Genomic DNA, 19,130 nt, shown 5'->3' on the forward strand with positions numbered 1-19,130 from the left:
ATATTTTTGTATAAAAAAACAAAGTATATATTTGTTTTATATACTTTGTTTTGAACTAAATGTATTATATATTCACAATTGCTTCTCTTTTTATAATTCTTTCGTATAGCTCTTCTGATAATTTCAAGAAGTTATCTGGCATATCTTTCCCTTTAAATTTCTTTTGGAGCGTGCCGTATAGACCTATGTCACGCAAACGTAAAAATAGTGGTAATGATTCATACCAGCTATCCGCCAGTCTGTGCTCATACTCATAGCCTTTCCGTAACACTTGTAACTGTTTACGAGCAAAGTCTGTCTTCTCTTCCGCTGTCCACGTTGTAAATAGAACAGAGTAATAAAGAACCATTGCTAAATCGTGTATAAAGTAATTATAAGCCGCATCATCAAAATCAAAGATTGTTAGCTCTTTTCCATCATAATGAAAATTACCTGGATGAATATCACCATGCATAAGGCCGAATGTTTCTCTTTCAATTGGAAGAGCCTTTATCTCATCCATTAATACCGCAGCAATCTTTTTCACTTGATTATCCTCTAATTCATTAACAATCCCACTCTCATCTTCTTCCCACGTATCACGATGATCCGTTTTAGGATAGTTCATTGTTAGACGATGCAGTTGTCCAATCGCTTTTCCCCATGCTTCAAAGTAAGCCTCTCCCCAATATGGTGATTCCTCTCCTTTTACTTGCTCACCTTTTGCATATGTAAATAAGGAAACGAAAAAGAAAGTTTCATCCTCTGCTCCGATTTCTTCTACAAGATTTTGAAACGTTGAGTACAGGGGGCCTGCTACCTTTGCTCCGTTCTCTGCAACATATCGTAAAAAATCTAGTTCAGCCTCGACTTCTTTTTTAGAGCGATGCGACGAATGCGTTAAACGTAATACATAGTCTTCATCATTATCACCCTTCGCCTTAAAAATATAATTCTCAAAATCTCCAAGCGGCTTGTCTTCCACTGTTACATGAAACAAACTCGCTGCTCTTTTTAAAATCTCTTTCGTAAAAACACGTTCTACAGCTATTTCCATATATATCCCTCCTATATATCTTCTTAATTCGACACAAATGTTAGAAGTACTGCTATGAAATTGAATAATGCGTGGGCAATCATAGCTGATAAAATAGAATTTGTTTTCTCATATAACCATGCAAATACTACCCCACTCAAAAAATTCACCAGTAATGTGTTATATGTAGGGATATGGACAACGGTAAATATTATGGAACTAATAAACATACCGCCCCACATGCCATATCTATCACGAAAAAATGTATAAAAAACACCTCGATATAAAATCTCTTCATAGATTGGTGATATAATTGCTGCTCCAATTACCACGATACAGAATGAATAGATTGATTTATCATTTTGGACCGTCTCCGTCTTACTATTTTCAAAGGAAATACCCATTTTCTCCATTATCACTAATACAGCAATACTAGCTACAATTAAGAAAATAACCGCTCCAACTGTCCATAAAAGATCTTTCCATGAAAGCTTCCGAATTCCAATATCTTTCCACGAGAGTTTATATCTTTTGATACAAAAAAGATAAACTACAGTAGTAAATATCACTGCCATTATAAAGCCCATTAATACTCCAGCATATAGTGAGTTACCTATTATTTCTAAAATATATTTATAAAAAGAGATTCAACAGTTACTGGAACAATAACAAATACAAACATAAATAAATATAAAATTTCTTTCCATCCCCACATATCCCTCAAAGTCATTTATATCATCCCCTATACCCTATTTTCTATAGTATAAAAGATGACGTAACGTAACTTTCAAGCTACTTTGTCAAAAATAATCCAAGCATAAATTTCTCACAAAAAGCAAAAATTAACAGAAGTAACTTTATCTAAAAGAGGTGGAAATTATGACAGAGAAAAAAGAACAACAAGAGAGTACGGGCCAAAAGCATATGTTTCCATCACTCCCTGAGAACATTAATTACATTGAAAATAAACTTTCTCATTCTGATGATATAAAAAAATTAGATCTCCCTTTTCAAAACGGAAAAGGAATAATCATATATATCGAATCTTTAGCAGACCCAAATCTAATTCATCAATTAGCTCTTGAGCCATTATTAACGCGATCGGATTTATCTTTAGATAAAGCTTTTTCTACATTAAATATGAAAAAAGAAACGAATTTAAATTATGGTGTGCAGCTTTTATTACAAGGTAAATCTTTATATTTTCATGAACATGTCGAAAGCTTTTGCATTTTTGAAACGGCTCTATCTTTAAAAAGAGATATAACAGAGCCTGATAATGAAGGTATTGTACGTGGACCGCATACTGGTTTTGTAGAGGATCTAGCAACTAATTTAGCTTCGATTCGTAAGCTCATAAAAAGTCCAAATATCGTCGTTAAATATTTCACACTCGGTGAAGAAATGCACACGAAAGTAGCTATTGCTTATATGCAAAACATAGCGAATGACGATTTAGTTACAGAAGTAAAAAGAAGGTTAGAAACGATTAAGACAGATGCACTTATGCCTCCGGGATATATACAAGAATTTATAGAGGATACGTCTTTCTCACCATTTCCACAACAATTAAATACAGAGCGACCAGATAGAACTGTCGCTAATTTAATGGAAGGCCGAGTTGCTATTTTATCTGACGGAGATCCAACAGCACTTATCGTTCCTGTTACGTTATTCGCTTTCTATCAATCACCAGATGATTATAATAACCGCTGGATTGTTGGATCTTTCGTCCGAATGATTCGCTTAGTGAGTTTCTTAATTGCTTTTCTCTTACCAGCTATATATATCGCAACCGTAGCCTTTCATCCTGATGTATTGCCGCTTGAACTTGTGTATACAATTAAAGCTTCATTAGAGAAAGTACCACTTCCTCCTATTTTTGAAGCTCTCTTAATGGAGCTAATTTTCGAGTTATTACGGGAAGCTGGTATTCGCTTGCCAAGCCGAGTTGGACAAACAATCGGTATTGTAGGTGGTTTAGTAATTGGTGATGCGATTGTAAAAGCTGGACTCGTTTCTTACACAATGATTATCGTTGTAGCTTTAACTGCCATCTCATCTTTTCTCGTTCCATCAAACGATATGAGTTCAGCAGTTCGAATTCTTCGTTTTCCATTAATGATTCTTGCTGCTATATTCGGATACGTCGGAATATCATTCGGTCTAATTATAACTTTCGTTCACCTATGTCAACTTCATTCTTTTCATACACCATATCTTTCTCCTGTTGCACCAATGCGGATTAAAGATATGAAAGATTCTTTTGTAAGACTACCAATTTGGTCATTTTGGGAACGACCACATGATCCAAAACCGAAAAAAATGCAGCGCCAACATGTAACGAGAGAGGATGAGGACGGTGACAAACACGCAAAGTAAAATTTCGCTCGTTCAATTTACCTTTTTCGTTATTCAATGCCAAATCGGAGTTGGTATCCTTTCTCTACCTAACCGTCTTCACCCAATAGCAAAAGGTGGTGGATGGATTTCCGCGCTCATCGCCGGGCTTACGATTCAGCTTATTATTTTACTAATGTGGCTTTTCTTAAAACGATTCCCTGATGCAGATATGTATGAAAGTGTTTGTATGCTATTTGGTAATAAGTTTGGAAAACTATTAGGCTTTGCTTATGTTTTTTATTTTACTCTTATCGGTATGACAGTTATGTTAAATGCTTGTAATGTCATTAAAGTGTGGGTTTTGCAAGCGACCCCTTGGTACGCAATTCTCTTACTATTTACGATAGCTTGCTGCTATATAGCCTATAATACATTTAAAGTCATCGTACGATTTTATGTCATGGCTTCTATTCTCATTTTGCCCATGGCTCTTTTAATTGCCCTAGGGCTTTCCCGAGCTGATTTCTCTTACATTTTTCCCATTACAGAAGCCGGCTGGTGGAATATAATTCAAGCATCCAAGGAAACAATTACAGCCATGTATGGTTTTGAAATCATTCTTATCGCTTTCCCAAAAGTAAACGGGAGTTCTGTGGCAAAACTGAAGGCAATTTCTATCGCTAACGGATTTGTAACTCTTTTTTATACTTTTACTGTTTGGATTTGCTATATCGTATTTAGCCCAAAACAAATCGAGCTTATTCCAGAACCAGTTGCTTACTTATTACGCTCCTTACATATCGGGATTATAGACCGGACGGATTTACTATTCATACCAATATGGATGATAACAGTTGTGGCTTCTATTGCTAGTTATTATTGCGCTGCTTCAATCGGAGTTGGGCATATATTCAATCTTGCTAATCATAAAAAAGCTGTTCCAATCGTCGGTATTATTGCTTTTAGTGTAGCCTTATTTATAGATACACCTGAAGAATTAAAAGTAATTTCAACTTTCACTGATAAGTTTACGTATATTTTCATCGTTGTCCTCCCTCTTTTATTTCTACTTTATTCAGTAATAAGAAATAAGAAAGGAGAACAGTATGTTCCAAAAAAGAGTTAAATTACTTTTTATATTATGTACTAGTTCCCTCCTTTCTGGCTGTTGGGATCAAGAGCCATTAAGAGAAGCCAGATTAGCTTATAGCATTGGTTATGATATTACGGAAGAGAATAAACTTCAGCAAACGCTTGAACTCGTAAAAAGTTCAAGCGGCGAGCAATCTTCATTCGAAAATGAAATACATTCAGCAAACGGGCATAACATAAGGGATACAAGCGATGCCCTAAAAAAAAATGTGACTGGGAATATTCGCTATTTTAAATATGGCGTTCAATTACTCGGAACCAAAATCCTAAAAAAAGGTATATTACCTTATTTAGATGTCAGCTTTCGGGACCCAACAAACCCAACTGCTTTAGTAAAACTTATTGCAGTAGATGGTGAAACATCCGAGATACTAGAAAAAAAGAAAGTAGGAAATTTACTAATTGGAGATTTTCTAAAGAAAAAAGTGAAAAGTTTAGAAGATATGAGTGTGTTTCCAAAAGAAACTTTAGAAACAGCTGCTACAAAAATGTTAGATCCCGGTAAAGACTTTACCCTCCCTTCTATAAAAATAAAAGGAAAAGAAGTGATTACAAACGGTCTAGCTTTATTTAATAATGATAAATTAACTGGGCATTTACCTTTGAAACAATCTGTTTTATTCGTATTATTAACTGGAAAAATGGGAACAAGTGCCCGTATAACCCAAAAGCTTACTAGCGATGAATCAGAGAAAACATCTGATTATTTAACAATGGAAATTAGCAATCGAAAGTTAAAACGCGACTTAAAAATAACAACAGATAAAAAAGGAAATGTTTATGCTCACATTAAGCTCCAACTAAAAGTTATAGCGCTTGAAGCTCCGAGAGATAATCTTTACAAAATGGATGAAAGAAAAAAACTAAATAAAGAATTGTCTACACAACTTACGAAAGAAGCTAAAAAGATAACGAAAAAGTTACAAAAAGCAAACTGTGATGCTTTCGGTATCGGCAGACACCTTATCGCCTATCACCCTGACTTATGGAAGAAGAAAAATTGGAATAAAGATTATGCAAAAGTAAAATTCAAACCTGAGGTAGAGGTAAACATTTTGTACAGTGGTGTCCTAAAATAAAAGGTTGTATGCCCATGCGGCATACAACCTTTTATTTCGTATATCGATACACAATTGATTCATATGGTCTTAAGCTAAGTTTTGTAATATCCTTGCTAGCATCTTTATAATTCGACAGTAGTACTTCTTGTTTCATTCCATCTAATTGAACGTGCGCTGGTACAGAGTACGTTATTTCTTCTCCATAGAAGTTATTTATAACAAGTAGTACTTCACTTTCTGTAGTACGAGTATATGCCCAAATTTTAGGATCATTTTTATCCAAAATAGCATATTCTCCTTCTGTAATTACATCATATGTTTTTCTAAGTTCTATTAACTTTTTATAATGATAAAATACGGACTCTTTATCTTCTAATGCCTTCTCTACGTTTATTTCTTTAAAGTTTTCAGCCGCTGAAATCCAAGGTGTACTTGTTGTAAAACCACTGTTCATCTCTTCATTCCACTGCATCGGAGTGCGAGAGTTGTCACGAGATTTTTGCTTTAAAATCCCGATAATCTCTTCTTTTGATAGCCCTTCTTTTAGCTTTATATCGTATATATTTAACGATTCCACATCACGATATTGCTCGATGGACTCAAATTTAGGATTCGTCATACCGATTTCTTCCCCTTGATAAATATAAGGCGTTCCTTGCAGCATGTGCATGGCTGTCGCTAACATTTTTGCAGATTCGTTTCGGTACTTTCCATCATCACCAAAGCGTGACACGATGCGAGGCTGGTCATGATTACACCAAAATAACGCATTCCATCCTCCGCCCTTTTGCATTTCAATTTGCCAGCTAGACATAATCTCTTTTAATTTAATAAAATCAAAATCAGCCTTCGTCCACTTATCACCATTCGGATAATCTACTTTTAAATGATGGAAACTAAACGTCATACTTAATTCATTACGCTCAGGGTTTGAATATTTAATACAATTATCAATTGTCGTAGATGACATTTCTCCAACTGTAATTACATCTTTTCCTGCAAAAACATTTCGGTTCATCTCTTGTAAATATTCATGAACACGCGGACCATCTGTATAATACTTGCGTCCATCACTTGTCGCAGTACTACCTTCATCGTTTAAGAAACATTGGTCTTTTGAAATTAAGTTAATGACATCTAATCGGAATCCTGTTACTCCTTTATCCAGCCAAAAACGCATCATATCATATACTTCTTCACGAAGTTTTTCATTTTCCCAATTTAAATCAGCTTGTGTTTCATCAAATAAATGTAAATAATATTGCTCCGTCTTCTCATCATATTTCCAAGCAGATCCACCAAACTTAGACTGCCAATTATTTTTTTCATCACGCCAAATATAGTAATTACGATATGGACTATTTTTATCTTCCTTCGCTTCTTTAAACCACTTATGTTCAGTCGAACTATGATTTACAACAATATCAAGCATAATCTCAATGTTACGTACTTTCGCTTCTGCTAAAAGTTCTTCAAACTCTTCCATCGTTCCGTAAGATGGATCAATGCTGTAGTAATCACTTACATCATATCCATTATCATTTTGTGGTGATTGGTATATCGGTGTTAACCATATATAATCCACTCCGAGTTCTTTTAAATAATCTAGTTTCTCTGTAACACCTTTTATATCCCCGGTTTCTCTATTGTAATAACTATTAAAGCTCTTCGGATAAATTTGATAGACTACACTTTTATGCCAATCCTTCATGTTTAACTTCCTCCTACTTCTGTTTGACTCTTTTTGCAAATAACCATGTTAAAGTAAACGGGATTACAACTGCAATAATCATTCCTACAATAAACATTGGAATCGATTTCGGAATGATAGAAATAAATGCTGGCAATCCGCCAATTCCGATAGCAGGCGCTAATACACCATTTAATGTAATGAATATCGCTGCCACAGCAGATCCTATAATCGCTGCATAGAACGGGAACTTATTTCGTAAATTCACCCCAAACATCGCTGGTTCTGTAATACCGAAGTATGCTGAAATGGCTGATGTTGATGCCATACTTTTATCATTTTGATTTTTAGAAATCCAGAACATCGCAAGTGCCGCACTACCTTGCGCAATGTTAGAAAGAGCGATCATCGGCCAAATAAATGTCCCGCCATGTTGTGCAATCAATTGTAAATCAATTGCAATAAACATATGATGCATACCTGTAATTACAAGCGGTGCATATAACGCTCCAAATAATACTGCTCCAACTACTGGTACTGTTTCATATACACCTACTAATCCTACTGTTAATAAATCTCCAATATGACGTGTAACCGGACCGATAATTCCTAGTGCTAACACACCTGTCACAACGATTGTTGTAATTGGTACAACTAATAATTGAATTGCATTTGGTACATGTTTCTTTAAGAAAATTTCCACTTTACTTAATACAAATGCTGCTACTAAAACAGGTAAAATTTGTCCTTGATATCCTACCTTCTCAATTTGGAATAGTCCTAAAATATTGAAGTACTCAATCTTTTGACCCTCTAAACCAGTCGCTGCTTTTCCATAGTCCCAAGCGTTTAATAAGGCCGGGTGCACAAGCATTAATCCCATAACAATCCCTAGTATTGGACTACCACCAAAACGCTTCGTTGCTGACCAACCGACAAGTGCTGGTAAGAATACGAATGCTGTATTGGCCATCATATTAATTAAATCCCAAAGCCCGCCTAAGTTCGGATAAACATCTAATAAATTTTTCCCATCAAAAAATAAGTCCTTTGCGCCTAATAGATTGTTAATACCCATTAGTAAACCAGCTGTTACGATCGCTGGTAATATCGGCATAAATACATCCGAAAATATTTTTACAAACTTTTGAGCTGGATTTAACTTCTGATTTCCAGAGTCTTTTACGTCCGCTACAGTCGATTCTTTCATATCTGCAAGCGTTATCAATTCAGCGTAAACACGATCTACATCCCCTGGACCAATTACAACTTGAAATATACCAGCGTTATGAAACGCTCCTTTCACTAATGAAACAGACTGTAATTTATCATTATCTATTTTACTTTCATCTTTTAAAGCGATACGGAGCCTCGTCACACAATGTGCAGCTTGTTCAATATTGTCTTTCCCACCAATATACTGCAACACTTCCTCTGCTGTTTTACGATAGTCTTTCCCCATATTCCCGTCCCTCTTTTCTTTTTTTGATACCGTTTACAATTACATATTAACTCGTATATATAAGTTAGTCAACACTCGTATATACGAGTTTGTGTTTTTTTTATAAAAAAAGAGATGAAACAATATTTTGTTCCACCTCTTTACTTCCTGCGTGCCACATCCGAAAAGTGAAAAATATCTAAACGGTGGCGTGATTCTGTATATTCAAACTGACTTCCATCATACAAATGTGTAAAGTTTTTCACAACGACAACATAGTCTGTTCCATTTAAATCTAAATACTTTCTGTCATCCTCTGTACATGGCTGTACTTCTATTACCCTCTGCGAATAACTAATATGTAGCCCAAGCTCTTTCTCGATGTATTTATAAATCGATGCAGTTGCAATTTCTTTCGTTAATCCTGGAATAAACTCAGATACAAAATGATTTATATCTAAAATTACTTTTTCTCCATCAATATTTCGTACACGTTTAATATGGTCAATCTCTGTTTTTTCTTTTACATTTAATAATTTCGCAATGTCTTTTGTGGCTTTTTCTTTGTCCATTTCCACAACTTCCGTAATACAATGACGTCCTAAACGTTCATTTTCTTCTTGGAAACTTACAATACCGCCAAAATTAAATTCAATATTTTTTCGCTTTAAAACAAAAACACCTTTTCCATGAATTTTTTGCACATATCCACGCTCTTGCAGTAAATCTACAGCTTTTCTTACCGTGCCTCGGCTTGCCTCATACTGCTTCATTAATTCTGTTTCTGATGGGATTTTGCATCCCTCTTTTAATTGTTTATTATCAATAGATTTACTGATTTCTGTATAAATTTGTTCATACTTACTCATCATCTACAATAGCCCCTTGTCACCTTCTAATTCTATATGTATTATAACATGCTTCACTCTTCTGCCAATCTCTCACTTATTTTCCAGTACAAGAAAAATATAGGTAAATATTTAATCTTTAAAACGTATTTTTATAAAAATTTTTATATTTTTCTTTTCATTCAAAAAAACATGTAGTATACTAACTTCAAAATCAGAGGAGAAAGGGAGCAAAGAACTATGCTTACTTATACAACAACTGTAGTTACATTTGCACAAAAACATCATCATCATACGTAACCCTTGAAACCTAGCGGAAAAATTACGCGTAGGTACAAGGGTTATTCCCGTTGTACCTACGCTTTGGCGAAAGAGCCATGTAGGTATTTTTTTATCTACATGGCTCTTTTTTTATTGTCAAAAAGCTAGTAAAAAATGATGTTTAAGCAAAACTTACTACAAAGGAGTTAACAAAAATGGAAACGAAAAAATGGGGATTATGGGTTTTAACAGCATTTGTTATCGGGAATATGGTTGGCGGTGGCGTATTTATGCTTCCAGCAAATTTAGCACAAGTATCAGGGCCAATGGGTTCTACACTCGCATGGAGTATTACAGGCCTTGGCGTATTTATGATTGCACTTGTATTTGGAAATTTAGCGATTCGGAAACCAGAATTAAAAGCTGGACCACAAAGCTATGCTCAAGCGATGTTTCCTTCAAAAAAAGCTGGTAAAGTTGCAGGATATAGTATGGCATGGGGATATTGGGCTGCTAACTGGGCTGCAACAGCATCTGTTATTATTTCCTTTGCTGGATATTTATCAACATTCTTTCCAGTTTTACAAAGTAAGCAAATTCTTTTTTCAATAAATGGATTTTCACTGGAACTCGGAAAAGGATTAACTTTCCTCGTATGTAGCCTTATGCTTTGGGGAATTCAATATATTCTTTCTCAAAATATTGATCGAGCTGGAAACATGAATCTACTTGCTACCATTGCAAAAATTATTGGATTTACAATGTTTATTGTAATTACATTATTCATTTTCAACGCCTCTAATTTCGGAGACGGTCAAACCTTTATGAATGAAGCAGGACAATCAATCTCATTAGGTGGACAAATCAATTCAGCTGCTATTGCAACACTCTGGGCATTTATCGGTATTGAATCAGCAGTTATGCTTTCTAATCGTGCAAAATCACAGCGCGATGTAAAAAAAGCTACGATTTTCGGATTAATTATCGCTCTTCTTATTTACATGTCAATTACTTTACTTACAATGGGAGCTCTTCCGCAAGATGCTTTAAAAGAGTCTCAAAAACCATTAGTAGACGCATTAAATTTAGCAATTGGAAATAAAGGTGCATATATAATGGCTTTACTCGCTCTTATATCTTTATTTGGATCTACAGTTGGCTGGATTGTTGTTAGTTCAGAGGTACCTTACCAGGCAGCAAAAAATGGACTTTTCCCTAAGTTTTTCGGGAAAACAAATAAAAAAGGTAGTCCTGCAAAATCATTATTGATTACAAATGTAATGACGCAAATTTTCTTATTTTCAACGATTTCTGGTACTGTTTCAGAAGCGTATAGTTTCGCTATCGTCGTAGCAACATTAGCCTATTTAATTCCATACCTTGTTTCTACCTTGTACCAATTAAAATTAGTTATTACAGGAGAAACGTATGATATACTGCCAGGATCTCGAGTAAAAGATGGAATCATTACTACATTGGCGTTGGTATACTCCATTTGGGTTATCAAAACGGGAACTGCTGATTTAAAAACGTTCTTCTTAGGAATTGGATTGTTCGTATTAGGTCTTATTCTTTATCCAGTACTAATGAAAGACTCACAAAAAACGGATTAAATAAAGAGAAGCTGCTGGCTTCTCTTTTTTATTAAAAATCTGTAATTAACTTTTCTTTTAGCTCTCCTACAGATAAAGGTTTCGCATAATAAAATCCCTGTACATAATCACAGCTCATTGATTGTAACAAACTCTCTTGCTCTACTGTTTCTACTCCTTCAGCAACTACTGCTAAATTTAAACTATGAGCAATTTCAATAACGGATTTTACAATCGTTCGTTCTGGTTGTGCGTGATCATAATGAAATTCACGAATAAAATTACGATCAATTTTTACAATATCCAGTGGTAGTTGTTTTAAATAATATAAGGAAGAATAGCCAGTTCCGAAATCATCCAAAGCAATTAAAACACCCATATTTCTTAATTCTTGTAATGTAGCAATAATATAATCAAAATGGCGAACTGCAATACTTTCCGTTATTTCTAATATTAAACGGTTCGGAGGAAAACCAGTTCTCTTTAAAATGCTACGTACTGATAAAATAAAACGTTTCTGCATTAATTGTTGTATAGATAAATTCACAGATAACTTTAGTCCTTCTTGATAATTCGGCAATGTTTTAAACAAGCGACATGATTTTTCTAATACCCAGTCTCCTAGTTTTATAATAAGTCCAGACTCTTCAGCTACAGGGATAAATTCGCTTGGTGAAATAGGTCCGTCTTCTGTCATACAACGTACTAGAGCTTCTATACCAGAATATCTCTTCGTTTTCAAATCAATAATAGGCTGCAATGCTACATCTAACTCTTCATCACGAATTGCCTTTTGCAAAGCAAACTCAACTTTCATTCTACGATTTATTTTCGCGCGTAGCTCATCTGTAAAGAAACACGCAGCGTTTCTCCCCTGTTCTTTTGCACTATACATAGCTAAGTCAGAGTTTTTCAATAACGTTTCCACATCTTGTCCGTCTTGTGGATAAGAACAAAGTCCTAGACTAGCTGAAATGTATACTTCATGGCCTTCCAGCATAAATGGTGCCTGAAAACATGACAACACAGATGTCGCTAACTGACTCATATCATCTTGTCTATGATTTTTTGTTAACAGCACAAATTCGTCGCCACCTAGCCTAGCCAGAACATCTTTCTCTCCTAGTACATAATGCAACCTTGAAGCAACTTCACTTAAAAGTAAATCCCCTATCATATGACCTAATGTATCATTTACTAATTTAAAACGGTCCAAATCAAAGTAAATCATACCAAATTCTTTTTTATCTGCAATCAATTCGTTAACGGTCGTTATTAATTGTAAACGGTTAGGCAAACTCGTTAAAGCATCATGATAGGCAAGTTCCCTATAACGACTTTCACTTAGCCGCAATCTATGTTCCGCTTCTTTTCTACTACTAATATCATTTCGAATTGCGATAAACTGGTATGGCTCTCCTTTTTCATTTAAAAATGGAACAATTGTTGTTTTGACCCAATAATATGTACCATCTTTTGCTCGATTCCGAATCTCGCCTGTCCATACTTTCCCATTCAAAATACGCTTCCATAAGTCTTGAAAAAAGGTTTTTGGATGATGTCCTGAATTTAAAATACGGTGATCTTTTCCAATTAATTCTTCTCTTTTGTATTTAGAGATTTCACAAAATTTATCATTTACATATGTAATAAGACCTTTTCGATCTGTAATTGCAACAATTGAAGACTCATCTAATGCTAACTTTAAATCTCGCAATGAAGAGTCATATAATGCATGACCTCTCTGTTCTAGCATGCGCATCTCTCCTTGCTTCTATCTGACTAAAACACAACCTGTTTCTCTTCATAGAAATAGAGATATTTCATTTTCTAATACTAGCCCATTACATAAATTATCTTTTTGAATAGACTGATTAAAATAACATAATATTATTTGTAATAAAAAGCAATATTATACCGTTCTAATTATAAATAGTAGCTTCTCATCTCCTAATTATTTCGTACCTTATTATACTGCAATCCCTTTAAGTGGCTCTATGCAAGCCTTGTTTCCAACTAATACCACTCACATCTGATCTCTTTGTTTTTAATAACGAAATAGAAATTAGAACATACTACATAACTATTCACGAATAATAATATAAAACTCTACATCAATGTATATGTTTTTGAATTACAATAACAAAATATTAACATATTTTCACCTTAATTTTGGAAGTATTTTATAAATAAATACCGTATTAAACTAAAAAAGAGGATAGCCTCTTTTTTAGTTTAATACGAATATGGTATTTGCTGATAACCTGGGTATGGCATTGGATACGTTACAGGGTATGGCGACGGATAAGCTACTGGATATGGAGCCGGATAATACCCTCCACTTGTTGCACCTGTTAATGCACCAGCTGTTAGTCCGCCTAACACTCCTCCTGCAAAGCTTCCAGGGAAAAATCCGCCTCCCCATGAACTACCACCACCCCAGCCCCATCCGCCTCCGTGATGATGATGGTGATCATAGTGATTGTGTCCTCCATGGTGATGATGTCCACCGTTATGATTGTGCCCACCATGATTGTGTCCTCCATGATGATTTCGATAATACAATCCATTATTTTCTATATAATTCATGTTTCTCCGCTCCTTTTCGATTTTTTCATTTTCATATGCGTTAAGAGTGGGATAAAAAATGGGATAGTACACTGTATGTAGGACAAATGCGGAAAGTATAGGTGAAATGTCTATATTTTGTAAAAAAAGCAAAACACCTTATAATAAAGATGTCATATTACATCTTCTATTTAAGAAGTCTATATTGAAAAAAGATTAGGGGAATTATATAGAAATGAAGAAGCCTATCGTTCAATTACTATTAATATTTACAATTGTATCTATCGTTCTGTTCCTATTAAATACATCGTATATCTCGTTATATACATTTGTCGGTGCTCTATGGTCCATCACAATCGTAGGAATTTCATTCGTTATTTTTATAGAAAATAGATCTCCACAAAGTACATTAGCATGGTTTTTAGTATTAGCACTTCTTCCTATTATAGGTGTGCTATTATACGCTATTTTCGGGCGCAGCCGCTGGAGAAGAAAAAAACATCTCCATCGTTCAGAAGAACAAAGAAAATTATTCCGTGAAATATTAGAAGGAAGAAGACTAGAGTTATTACTCACAGTCCCACTAAATGAACGTTCCATACATTTAACAGAAGTCATACAAAAATTTGGAGGCGGTCCTGCTGCAGATAAAACAACTACAAAACTTTTAACAAACGGAGATCAAACATTTTCAGAAATTTTGCGAGCTATAGAGCAAGCAAAACATCATATACATATTCAATACTACATTTATAAATCTGATGAAATTGGTACAAAAGTTCGAGATGCTTTAATACAAAAAGCAAAAGATGGTGTTATTGTACGCTTCCTTTATGATGGCCTTGGAAGTAATACGTTAAGACGACGATTTTTGCAACCTATGAAAGAAGCTGGGATTGAAATTGTAGAATTTGACCCTATTTTTTCAGCTTGGTTACTTGAAACTGTCAATTATCGTAACCATCGAAAAATTGTTATTGTAGATGGCGAAATTGGTTTTACCGGAGGACTCAATGTCGGTGATGAATATCTTGGCCGTTCCAAGAAATTTCCTGTTTGGCGTGATAGTCATTTAAAAATAGAAGGAAAAGCATTATATAAATTACAAGCAATCTTTCTAGAAGACTGGCTCTATGCCTCTAGTGGTTTAAATACTTATTCCTGGGATCAATTCATGAATAGACAATACTTCCCAGGTAAAGAGATTTCAAATGCAGAAGGTGCTGTTCAAATCGTAGCAAGCGGACCAAGCTCCGATGATAAAAGTATTCGTAATACATTATTAGCTGTTATGGGCTCTGCAAAAAAATCCATTTGGATCGCTACACCCTACTTTATTCCAGATCAAGAAACTTTAACATTATTACGCTTAAGTGCAATTGCCGGAATAGATGTACGGATTTTATATCCAGGTAAAAGTGATAGCATCATTAGTGATCAAGCATCTCAATCCTATTTCACTCCGCTTTTAAAAGCTGGTGCTTCTATTTACAGTTATAAAGATGGTTTTATGCATGCAAAAATTGTACTCGTTGATGATACAATTGCAACTATTGGAACAGCGAACATGGATGTACGTAGCTTTGAATTGAATTACGAAATTATTAGTGTACTTTATGAATCAAAAACAGTTCACGATATTAAACGTGATTTTGAAGAAGATTTTAAACATTCAACTGAAATTAAATGGAACTCTTTCCAAAAAAGAAGTATAAAAAAACGCATATTGGAGTCTTTCATGAGGCTCATTTCTCCTTTACTGTAGGCAATCAACTTCATCTTGATTGCTTTTTCTTTTCCCTTTATCCTCCTTCCTTTTCTTTGCATACCATATTAAAACAAGTTATCATAAGATGTATTACTTTATGAAAATAATGTTAGGTGGGAAATACATGTTAGAACAATTTCATATACATGCTGATTTAAAACAACAGCTTTCTACGATTCATGAAAAGAATAAGCAAGAAGCTGGTGAAAACGCACATTTAATCGGAACGAAAATATATAAAGCGTCTGATAATAGCATTATTGAAGATGCGATTACAGCACTTCTTCTTGGCAAGAACATTCTATTAAAAGGACCGACTGGTAGTGGTAAAACAGTACTAGCGGAAACTCTTTCTTCTTTATTCCAAAAACCAATGCATAGCATTAACTGCTCTGTCGACTTAGATGTAGAGGGTATTTTAGGATACAACACACTACAAACGAAAGATGGTGCATCTGAAGTTTCATTCGTTAACGGTCCTCTTATGAAAGCAATGAAGAACGGTCACTTCCTATATATTGACGAAATCAATATGGCAAAACCTGAAACGTTACCACTTCTTCACGGCGCATTAGATTACCGTAAAATGATTACAAACCCATTTACACAAGAGGTTGTATACGGTGATGACGAATACCGTGTAATTGCTGCGATTAACGAAGGTTACGTTGGAACAAGTGAACTAAACGAAGCGTTAAAAAACCGTTTTGTTATTATTGAAGTTCCTTACATTCAAGGTGATACATTAAAAGAATTATTATTAGCAGAATCAAAATTAAAAGATGTTGCAACAATTGAAAAGTTCGTTGCCTTTGCAAGCGACCTTATGCCTTTAGCTCGCGATGGACGTGTAAGTGAAGAAGCGGCAAGTATTCGTGGCATTATCGACGCATGTGATTTAGGTGTATATATTCCTGTTATGCGAGCGATTGAACGAAGCATAATTGCAAAACTTAATGATGAAACAGAACAAATGACTGTCCGTGAATTAGCAGAAAGTTATTTCTTTGAGGGATAATTTATGAGACAAATTTTTAGTGACAAAAAAATTGATGCGTCGCTGTTTCTACAAATGGAAAACTTAATGTATGCCCTTCTAAAAGAAGACGATGCCTATCTTGAATATGGCTATAAAGCATACTACGACGAAATTGAAAAGAAAGTTGTCATTAGTCACTTTTGGGATGATCGAAAAGAAGAAGATACAGTAATCGGATTAAAAAGCGAAGTGTTCTTAAAAGCACTTGGTAATAAACATTACTCGGACATGACTTTAATTCGTTCTTATGCGATTGAATTGCAAGAATCGCCCCTAAAAAAGTTTTTAACACAATTATTTGTTCTATTAGAAGATTTACGCGTTGAGGAAATTGTAAAGAACTTACGTCCTGGCACGAAGCATGTTTTTAAAAGAAGAAAAGAAATGTATCGCAATTACTTTAGCTCACAAAATGAAATCAATCGCGTTCGTAACTATCACGGTGATCGTCTATTTTGCCTATGCTATCTTTCATTAACGAGCGATAAATATGAAATGTTTAATAATGAATATTTCGAACAAATTGAAGCTATTTTGCATGAAACATTCCAAGCTCGTAATACGGAAGATATTATGTATATCGTCGAGAAAATTCGCTACCGCTTAGAGGAGCTTCTTGAAAGTGATATGCTTAACAACTATTTCGGACATGCACCGCTTTATTTATCTGTTCTTGCAGACGAAAAGAACTGTCGCGTCGAAGATTTAGCAAATGATGATACGCAGCTTATAGATGACGATGAAAATAAAAACAAAATGGATGAAAGTTTCTCCACATGGCATCGTGAAAATAAAAATAACGAAAACGAGAACTTTTTACGCTTTGAATTAGAAAGCGGAACAAAAACAAACATGATGGGCGATACTGCTCGTGAATCAGAAGATGGCGACCAAGCACTTGGTTCTGTACAAGGTACTTCTCAAAAAAGTACACAATCCAACTTTGATGGCGCTGATACAGAAGAAGCAAGGGCTTCACACGCTTCTAGTCAAAATGATGGTGCATATGGTAAATATAACACTGGCGCTTCTCATACATTTAAAGAAGCACGTAAACCAAATCCTGATGAGAAAAAGGATTACCAAGCTATCAAATCAGTCGTTAATAAAGATGTAAAAGAATTAAAGAAAATTATCGAAAAAACGATTGAAAATAAAACGAATGCAAATAGTGATAAATATTACGGAAGACTTCGTAAGAAATTCCTTCGTATTTATACTGAAAAGCAGCCTCGCATGTTTTATAAAAAAGGGCAAGAATCACAAGAGCTCGACGTTGCATTCCAACTGTTAGTTGACTGTTCTGGTTCTATGTATAACAAAATGGAAGAAACGAAGAAGAGTGTTGTACTATTCCATGAAGCTTTAAAATCTTTAAAAATCCCGCACGCTATTAGCGGATTTTGGGAAGATGCCTCTAGCGCTAAACCTGAAGATAAGCCGAACGTTATCCATGAAGTTGTAAATTATAAAAACTCAACGTTACCAAACGTTGGTCCAGAAATTATGCAACTTCGTGAAGAAGAAGATAACCGCGACGGATATATTATTCGTATCGTTTCTGAAAAGCTTGCCAAAAGACCTGAGAAACATAAATTCTTACTAGTCTTCACAGACGGTGAGCCTTCTGCGCTAGACTATCAACAAGACGGAATTTTAGATACGCATGAAGCTGTTAAACTCGCGCGTAAAAGTGGTATGGAAGTAATCGGTATCTTCATCGAAGAAGGCGAAGCGAAAGAAGCAACTTATCAATTGATGAAAAACATTTATAACCATCACTTCTTAGTTGCAAATCACGCTGAAGATTTACGACTGAAGATTAAACCATTACTGAAAAAATTATTACTGAAGACGATTGAATAGAAAATAGGAGCCTTGTAGCTCCTGTTTTTTCGTTCAATTACTTTGTTTCTGGTTGAAACTTGTATGGAATGGCTACTTCTAACAAATATTCAAATCCTCCGTCATAGTATGGGAAGCGCTCATTCGCAATTGTTCGATCCACCCACTCTACTGCAGAAATTTCACCTTCATCTTCCGCAATAAGTTCACCTTTTTCTACATTCGCTCGGAATGTAAAAAATAGCGCATGATTCCCTGATTCTTCAAAGAATTTTTCATTGATCGCAACAAGTCCACCTAACGTAGCAGTTAAACCTGTCTCTTCTTTCACTTCTCTTATTAGTGCTTCCTCTAATATTTCACCTTTTTCCACAGCCCCACCTGGCAATGACCAAACGTTTTGTTCTACATTATGTACCATTAATATTTTATCTGTTTCTTCGTCATGTATTAGTGCATATACGACATCAACTCTTTGCATAAGACTTCTCTCCTTCCAAAAATGAG

At 34.9% G+C, this 19,130-nt stretch carries 14 protein-coding genes and 1 pseudogene; 7 read left to right on the forward strand and 8 right to left on the reverse strand.

Annotation, left to right across the window (positions count from 1 at the left end; translation table 11 throughout):
- Positions 1 to 64 precede the first annotated feature (64 nt).
- Positions 65 to 1,036, reverse strand: coding sequence for a phosphotransferase enzyme family protein (locus IQ781_RS12400; RefSeq protein WP_061456778.1), 972 nt, complete (start codon positions 1,034 to 1,036; stop codon positions 65 to 67).
- A 23-nt stretch (positions 1,037 to 1,059) separates the two neighbouring features.
- Positions 1,060 to 1,745 (reverse strand): annotated as a pseudogene (locus tag IQ781_RS12405) (CPBP family intramembrane glutamic endopeptidase).
- A gap of 149 nt (positions 1,746 to 1,894) precedes the next feature.
- Here IQ781_RS12405 and gerKA point away from each other — a divergent pair.
- From gerKA to gerKC, 3 genes are read left to right on the forward strand one after another with little or no spacing between them, the layout of a single operon-like run.
- On the forward strand, positions 1,895 to 3,397 hold the full coding sequence (gene gerKA, locus IQ781_RS12410) for a spore germination protein GerKA (RefSeq protein WP_139847077.1): 1,503 nt from the start codon (positions 1,895 to 1,897) through the stop codon (positions 3,395 to 3,397).
- Complete coding sequence (locus IQ781_RS12415) at positions 3,378 to 4,484, forward strand: GerAB/ArcD/ProY family transporter (RefSeq protein WP_139847078.1); 1,107 nt, start codon at positions 3,378 to 3,380, stop codon at positions 4,482 to 4,484. Before gerKA ends, IQ781_RS12415 begins: the two co-directional genes overlap by 20 nt.
- Entirely contained in the window at positions 4,465 to 5,589 is a 1,125-nt protein-coding gene (gene gerKC, locus IQ781_RS12420) for a spore germination protein GerKC (RefSeq protein ID WP_000486848.1), read from the forward strand. Before IQ781_RS12415 ends, gerKC begins: the two co-directional genes overlap by 20 nt.
- A gap of 31 nt (positions 5,590 to 5,620) precedes the next feature.
- On the opposite strand, the gene treC is transcribed toward gerKC, so the two are convergent.
- The 3 genes from treC to treR all read right to left on the reverse strand — a co-directional run bounded on the left by treC (position 5,621) and on the right by treR (position 9,574).
- Positions 5,621 to 7,282: an alpha,alpha-phosphotrehalase gene (gene treC / locus IQ781_RS12425; protein WP_047792195.1), complete on the reverse strand. Its 1,662-nt coding sequence runs from the start codon at positions 7,280 to 7,282 to the stop codon at positions 5,621 to 5,623.
- A 13-nt stretch (positions 7,283 to 7,295) separates the two neighbouring features.
- Positions 7,296 to 8,723, reverse strand: coding sequence for a PTS system trehalose-specific EIIBC component (gene treP, locus IQ781_RS12430; RefSeq protein ID WP_139847079.1), 1,428 nt, complete (start codon positions 8,721 to 8,723; stop codon positions 7,296 to 7,298).
- Positions 8,724 to 8,863: 140 nt separating this feature from the next.
- Positions 8,864 to 9,574: a trehalose operon repressor gene (treR, locus tag IQ781_RS12435; protein WP_000987240.1), complete on the reverse strand. Its 711-nt coding sequence runs from the start codon at positions 9,572 to 9,574 to the stop codon at positions 8,864 to 8,866.
- Positions 9,575 to 10,026: 452 nt separating this feature from the next.
- Between treR and IQ781_RS12440 the strand changes: the two genes are divergently transcribed.
- The gene (locus IQ781_RS12440; RefSeq protein ID WP_000448441.1) at positions 10,027 to 11,424 is read left to right on the forward strand and encodes an amino acid permease; all 1,398 of its coding nucleotides are present in this window, start codon (positions 10,027 to 10,029) and stop codon (positions 11,422 to 11,424) included.
- Between the two features lie 31 nt (positions 11,425 to 11,455).
- Here the strand turns inward: IQ781_RS12440 and IQ781_RS12445 are convergent, their stop codons facing one another.
- Positions 11,456 to 13,159, reverse strand: a complete 1,704-nt coding sequence (locus tag IQ781_RS12445) for a putative bifunctional diguanylate cyclase/phosphodiesterase (RefSeq protein WP_000893345.1) — start codon at positions 13,157 to 13,159, stop codon at positions 11,456 to 11,458.
- A 479-nt stretch (positions 13,160 to 13,638) separates the two neighbouring features.
- Positions 13,639 to 13,992, reverse strand: a complete 354-nt coding sequence (locus IQ781_RS12450) for a hypothetical protein (protein ID WP_001106379.1) — start codon at positions 13,990 to 13,992, stop codon at positions 13,639 to 13,641.
- Between the two features lie 214 nt (positions 13,993 to 14,206).
- Here IQ781_RS12450 and IQ781_RS12455 point away from each other — a divergent pair, with 214 nt between their 5' ends.
- The 3 genes from IQ781_RS12455 (at position 14,207) to IQ781_RS12465 (ending at position 18,644) form a co-directional block, all read left to right on the forward strand.
- Positions 14,207 to 15,736, forward strand: a complete 1,530-nt coding sequence (locus IQ781_RS12455; RefSeq protein ID WP_000743030.1) for a cardiolipin synthase — start codon at positions 14,207 to 14,209, stop codon at positions 15,734 to 15,736.
- Positions 15,737 to 15,863: 127 nt separating this feature from the next.
- Positions 15,864 to 16,757 (forward strand): ATP-binding protein, encoded by an 894-nt coding sequence (locus tag IQ781_RS12460; protein WP_000892971.1) that lies wholly within the window; start codon positions 15,864 to 15,866, stop codon positions 16,755 to 16,757.
- A gap of 3 nt (positions 16,758 to 16,760) precedes the next feature.
- Entirely contained in the window at positions 16,761 to 18,644 is a 1,884-nt protein-coding gene (locus IQ781_RS12465; RefSeq protein WP_001248875.1) for a vWA domain-containing protein, read from the forward strand.
- A gap of 37 nt (positions 18,645 to 18,681) precedes the next feature.
- On the opposite strand, the gene IQ781_RS12470 is transcribed toward IQ781_RS12465, so the two are convergent.
- Positions 18,682 to 19,104, reverse strand: coding sequence for an NUDIX hydrolase (locus IQ781_RS12470; protein WP_001189941.1), 423 nt, complete (start codon positions 19,102 to 19,104; stop codon positions 18,682 to 18,684).
- Positions 19,105 to 19,130: the final 26 nt, after the last annotated feature.

The organism is Bacillus sp. N447-1, assembly GCF_022701035.1.
GTDB classification, from domain to species: Bacteria; Bacillota; Bacilli; order Bacillales; family Bacillaceae_G; genus Bacillus_A; species Bacillus_A cereus.

Excerpts from the sequence above, each read along its gene's own strand:
- treR (WP_000987240.1), bottom strand. The coding sequence starts at position 9,574 with ATGATGAGTAAGTATGAACAAATTTATACAGAAATCAGTAAATCTATT.
- IQ781_RS12460 (WP_000892971.1), top strand. The coding sequence starts at position 15,864 with ATGTTAGAACAATTTCATATACATGCTGATTTAAAACAACAGCTTTCT.
- treC (WP_047792195.1), bottom strand. The coding sequence starts at position 7,282 with ATGAAGGATTGGCATAAAAGTGTAGTCTATCAAATTTATCCGAAGAGC.
- gerKC (WP_000486848.1), top strand. The coding sequence starts at position 4,465 with ATGTTCCAAAAAAGAGTTAAATTACTTTTTATATTATGTACTAGTTCC.
- IQ781_RS12440 (WP_000448441.1), top strand. The coding sequence starts at position 10,027 with ATGGAAACGAAAAAATGGGGATTATGGGTTTTAACAGCATTTGTTATC.
- treP (WP_139847079.1), bottom strand. The coding sequence starts at position 8,723 with ATGGGGAAAGACTATCGTAAAACAGCAGAGGAAGTGTTGCAGTATATT.
- IQ781_RS12450 (WP_001106379.1), bottom strand. The coding sequence starts at position 13,992 with ATGAATTATATAGAAAATAATGGATTGTATTATCGAAATCATCATGGA.
- IQ781_RS12470 (WP_001189941.1), bottom strand. The coding sequence starts at position 19,104 with ATGCAAAGAGTTGATGTCGTATATGCACTAATACATGACGAAGAAACA.
- IQ781_RS12465 (WP_001248875.1), top strand. The coding sequence starts at position 16,761 with ATGAGACAAATTTTTAGTGACAAAAAAATTGATGCGTCGCTGTTTCTA.
- IQ781_RS12400 (WP_061456778.1), bottom strand. The coding sequence starts at position 1,036 with ATGGAAATAGCTGTAGAACGTGTTTTTACGAAAGAGATTTTAAAAAGA.
- gerKA (WP_139847077.1), top strand. The coding sequence starts at position 1,895 with ATGACAGAGAAAAAAGAACAACAAGAGAGTACGGGCCAAAAGCATATG.
- IQ781_RS12455 (WP_000743030.1), top strand. The coding sequence starts at position 14,207 with ATGAAGAAGCCTATCGTTCAATTACTATTAATATTTACAATTGTATCT.
- IQ781_RS12445 (WP_000893345.1), bottom strand. The coding sequence starts at position 13,159 with ATGCTAGAACAGAGAGGTCATGCATTATATGACTCTTCATTGCGAGAT.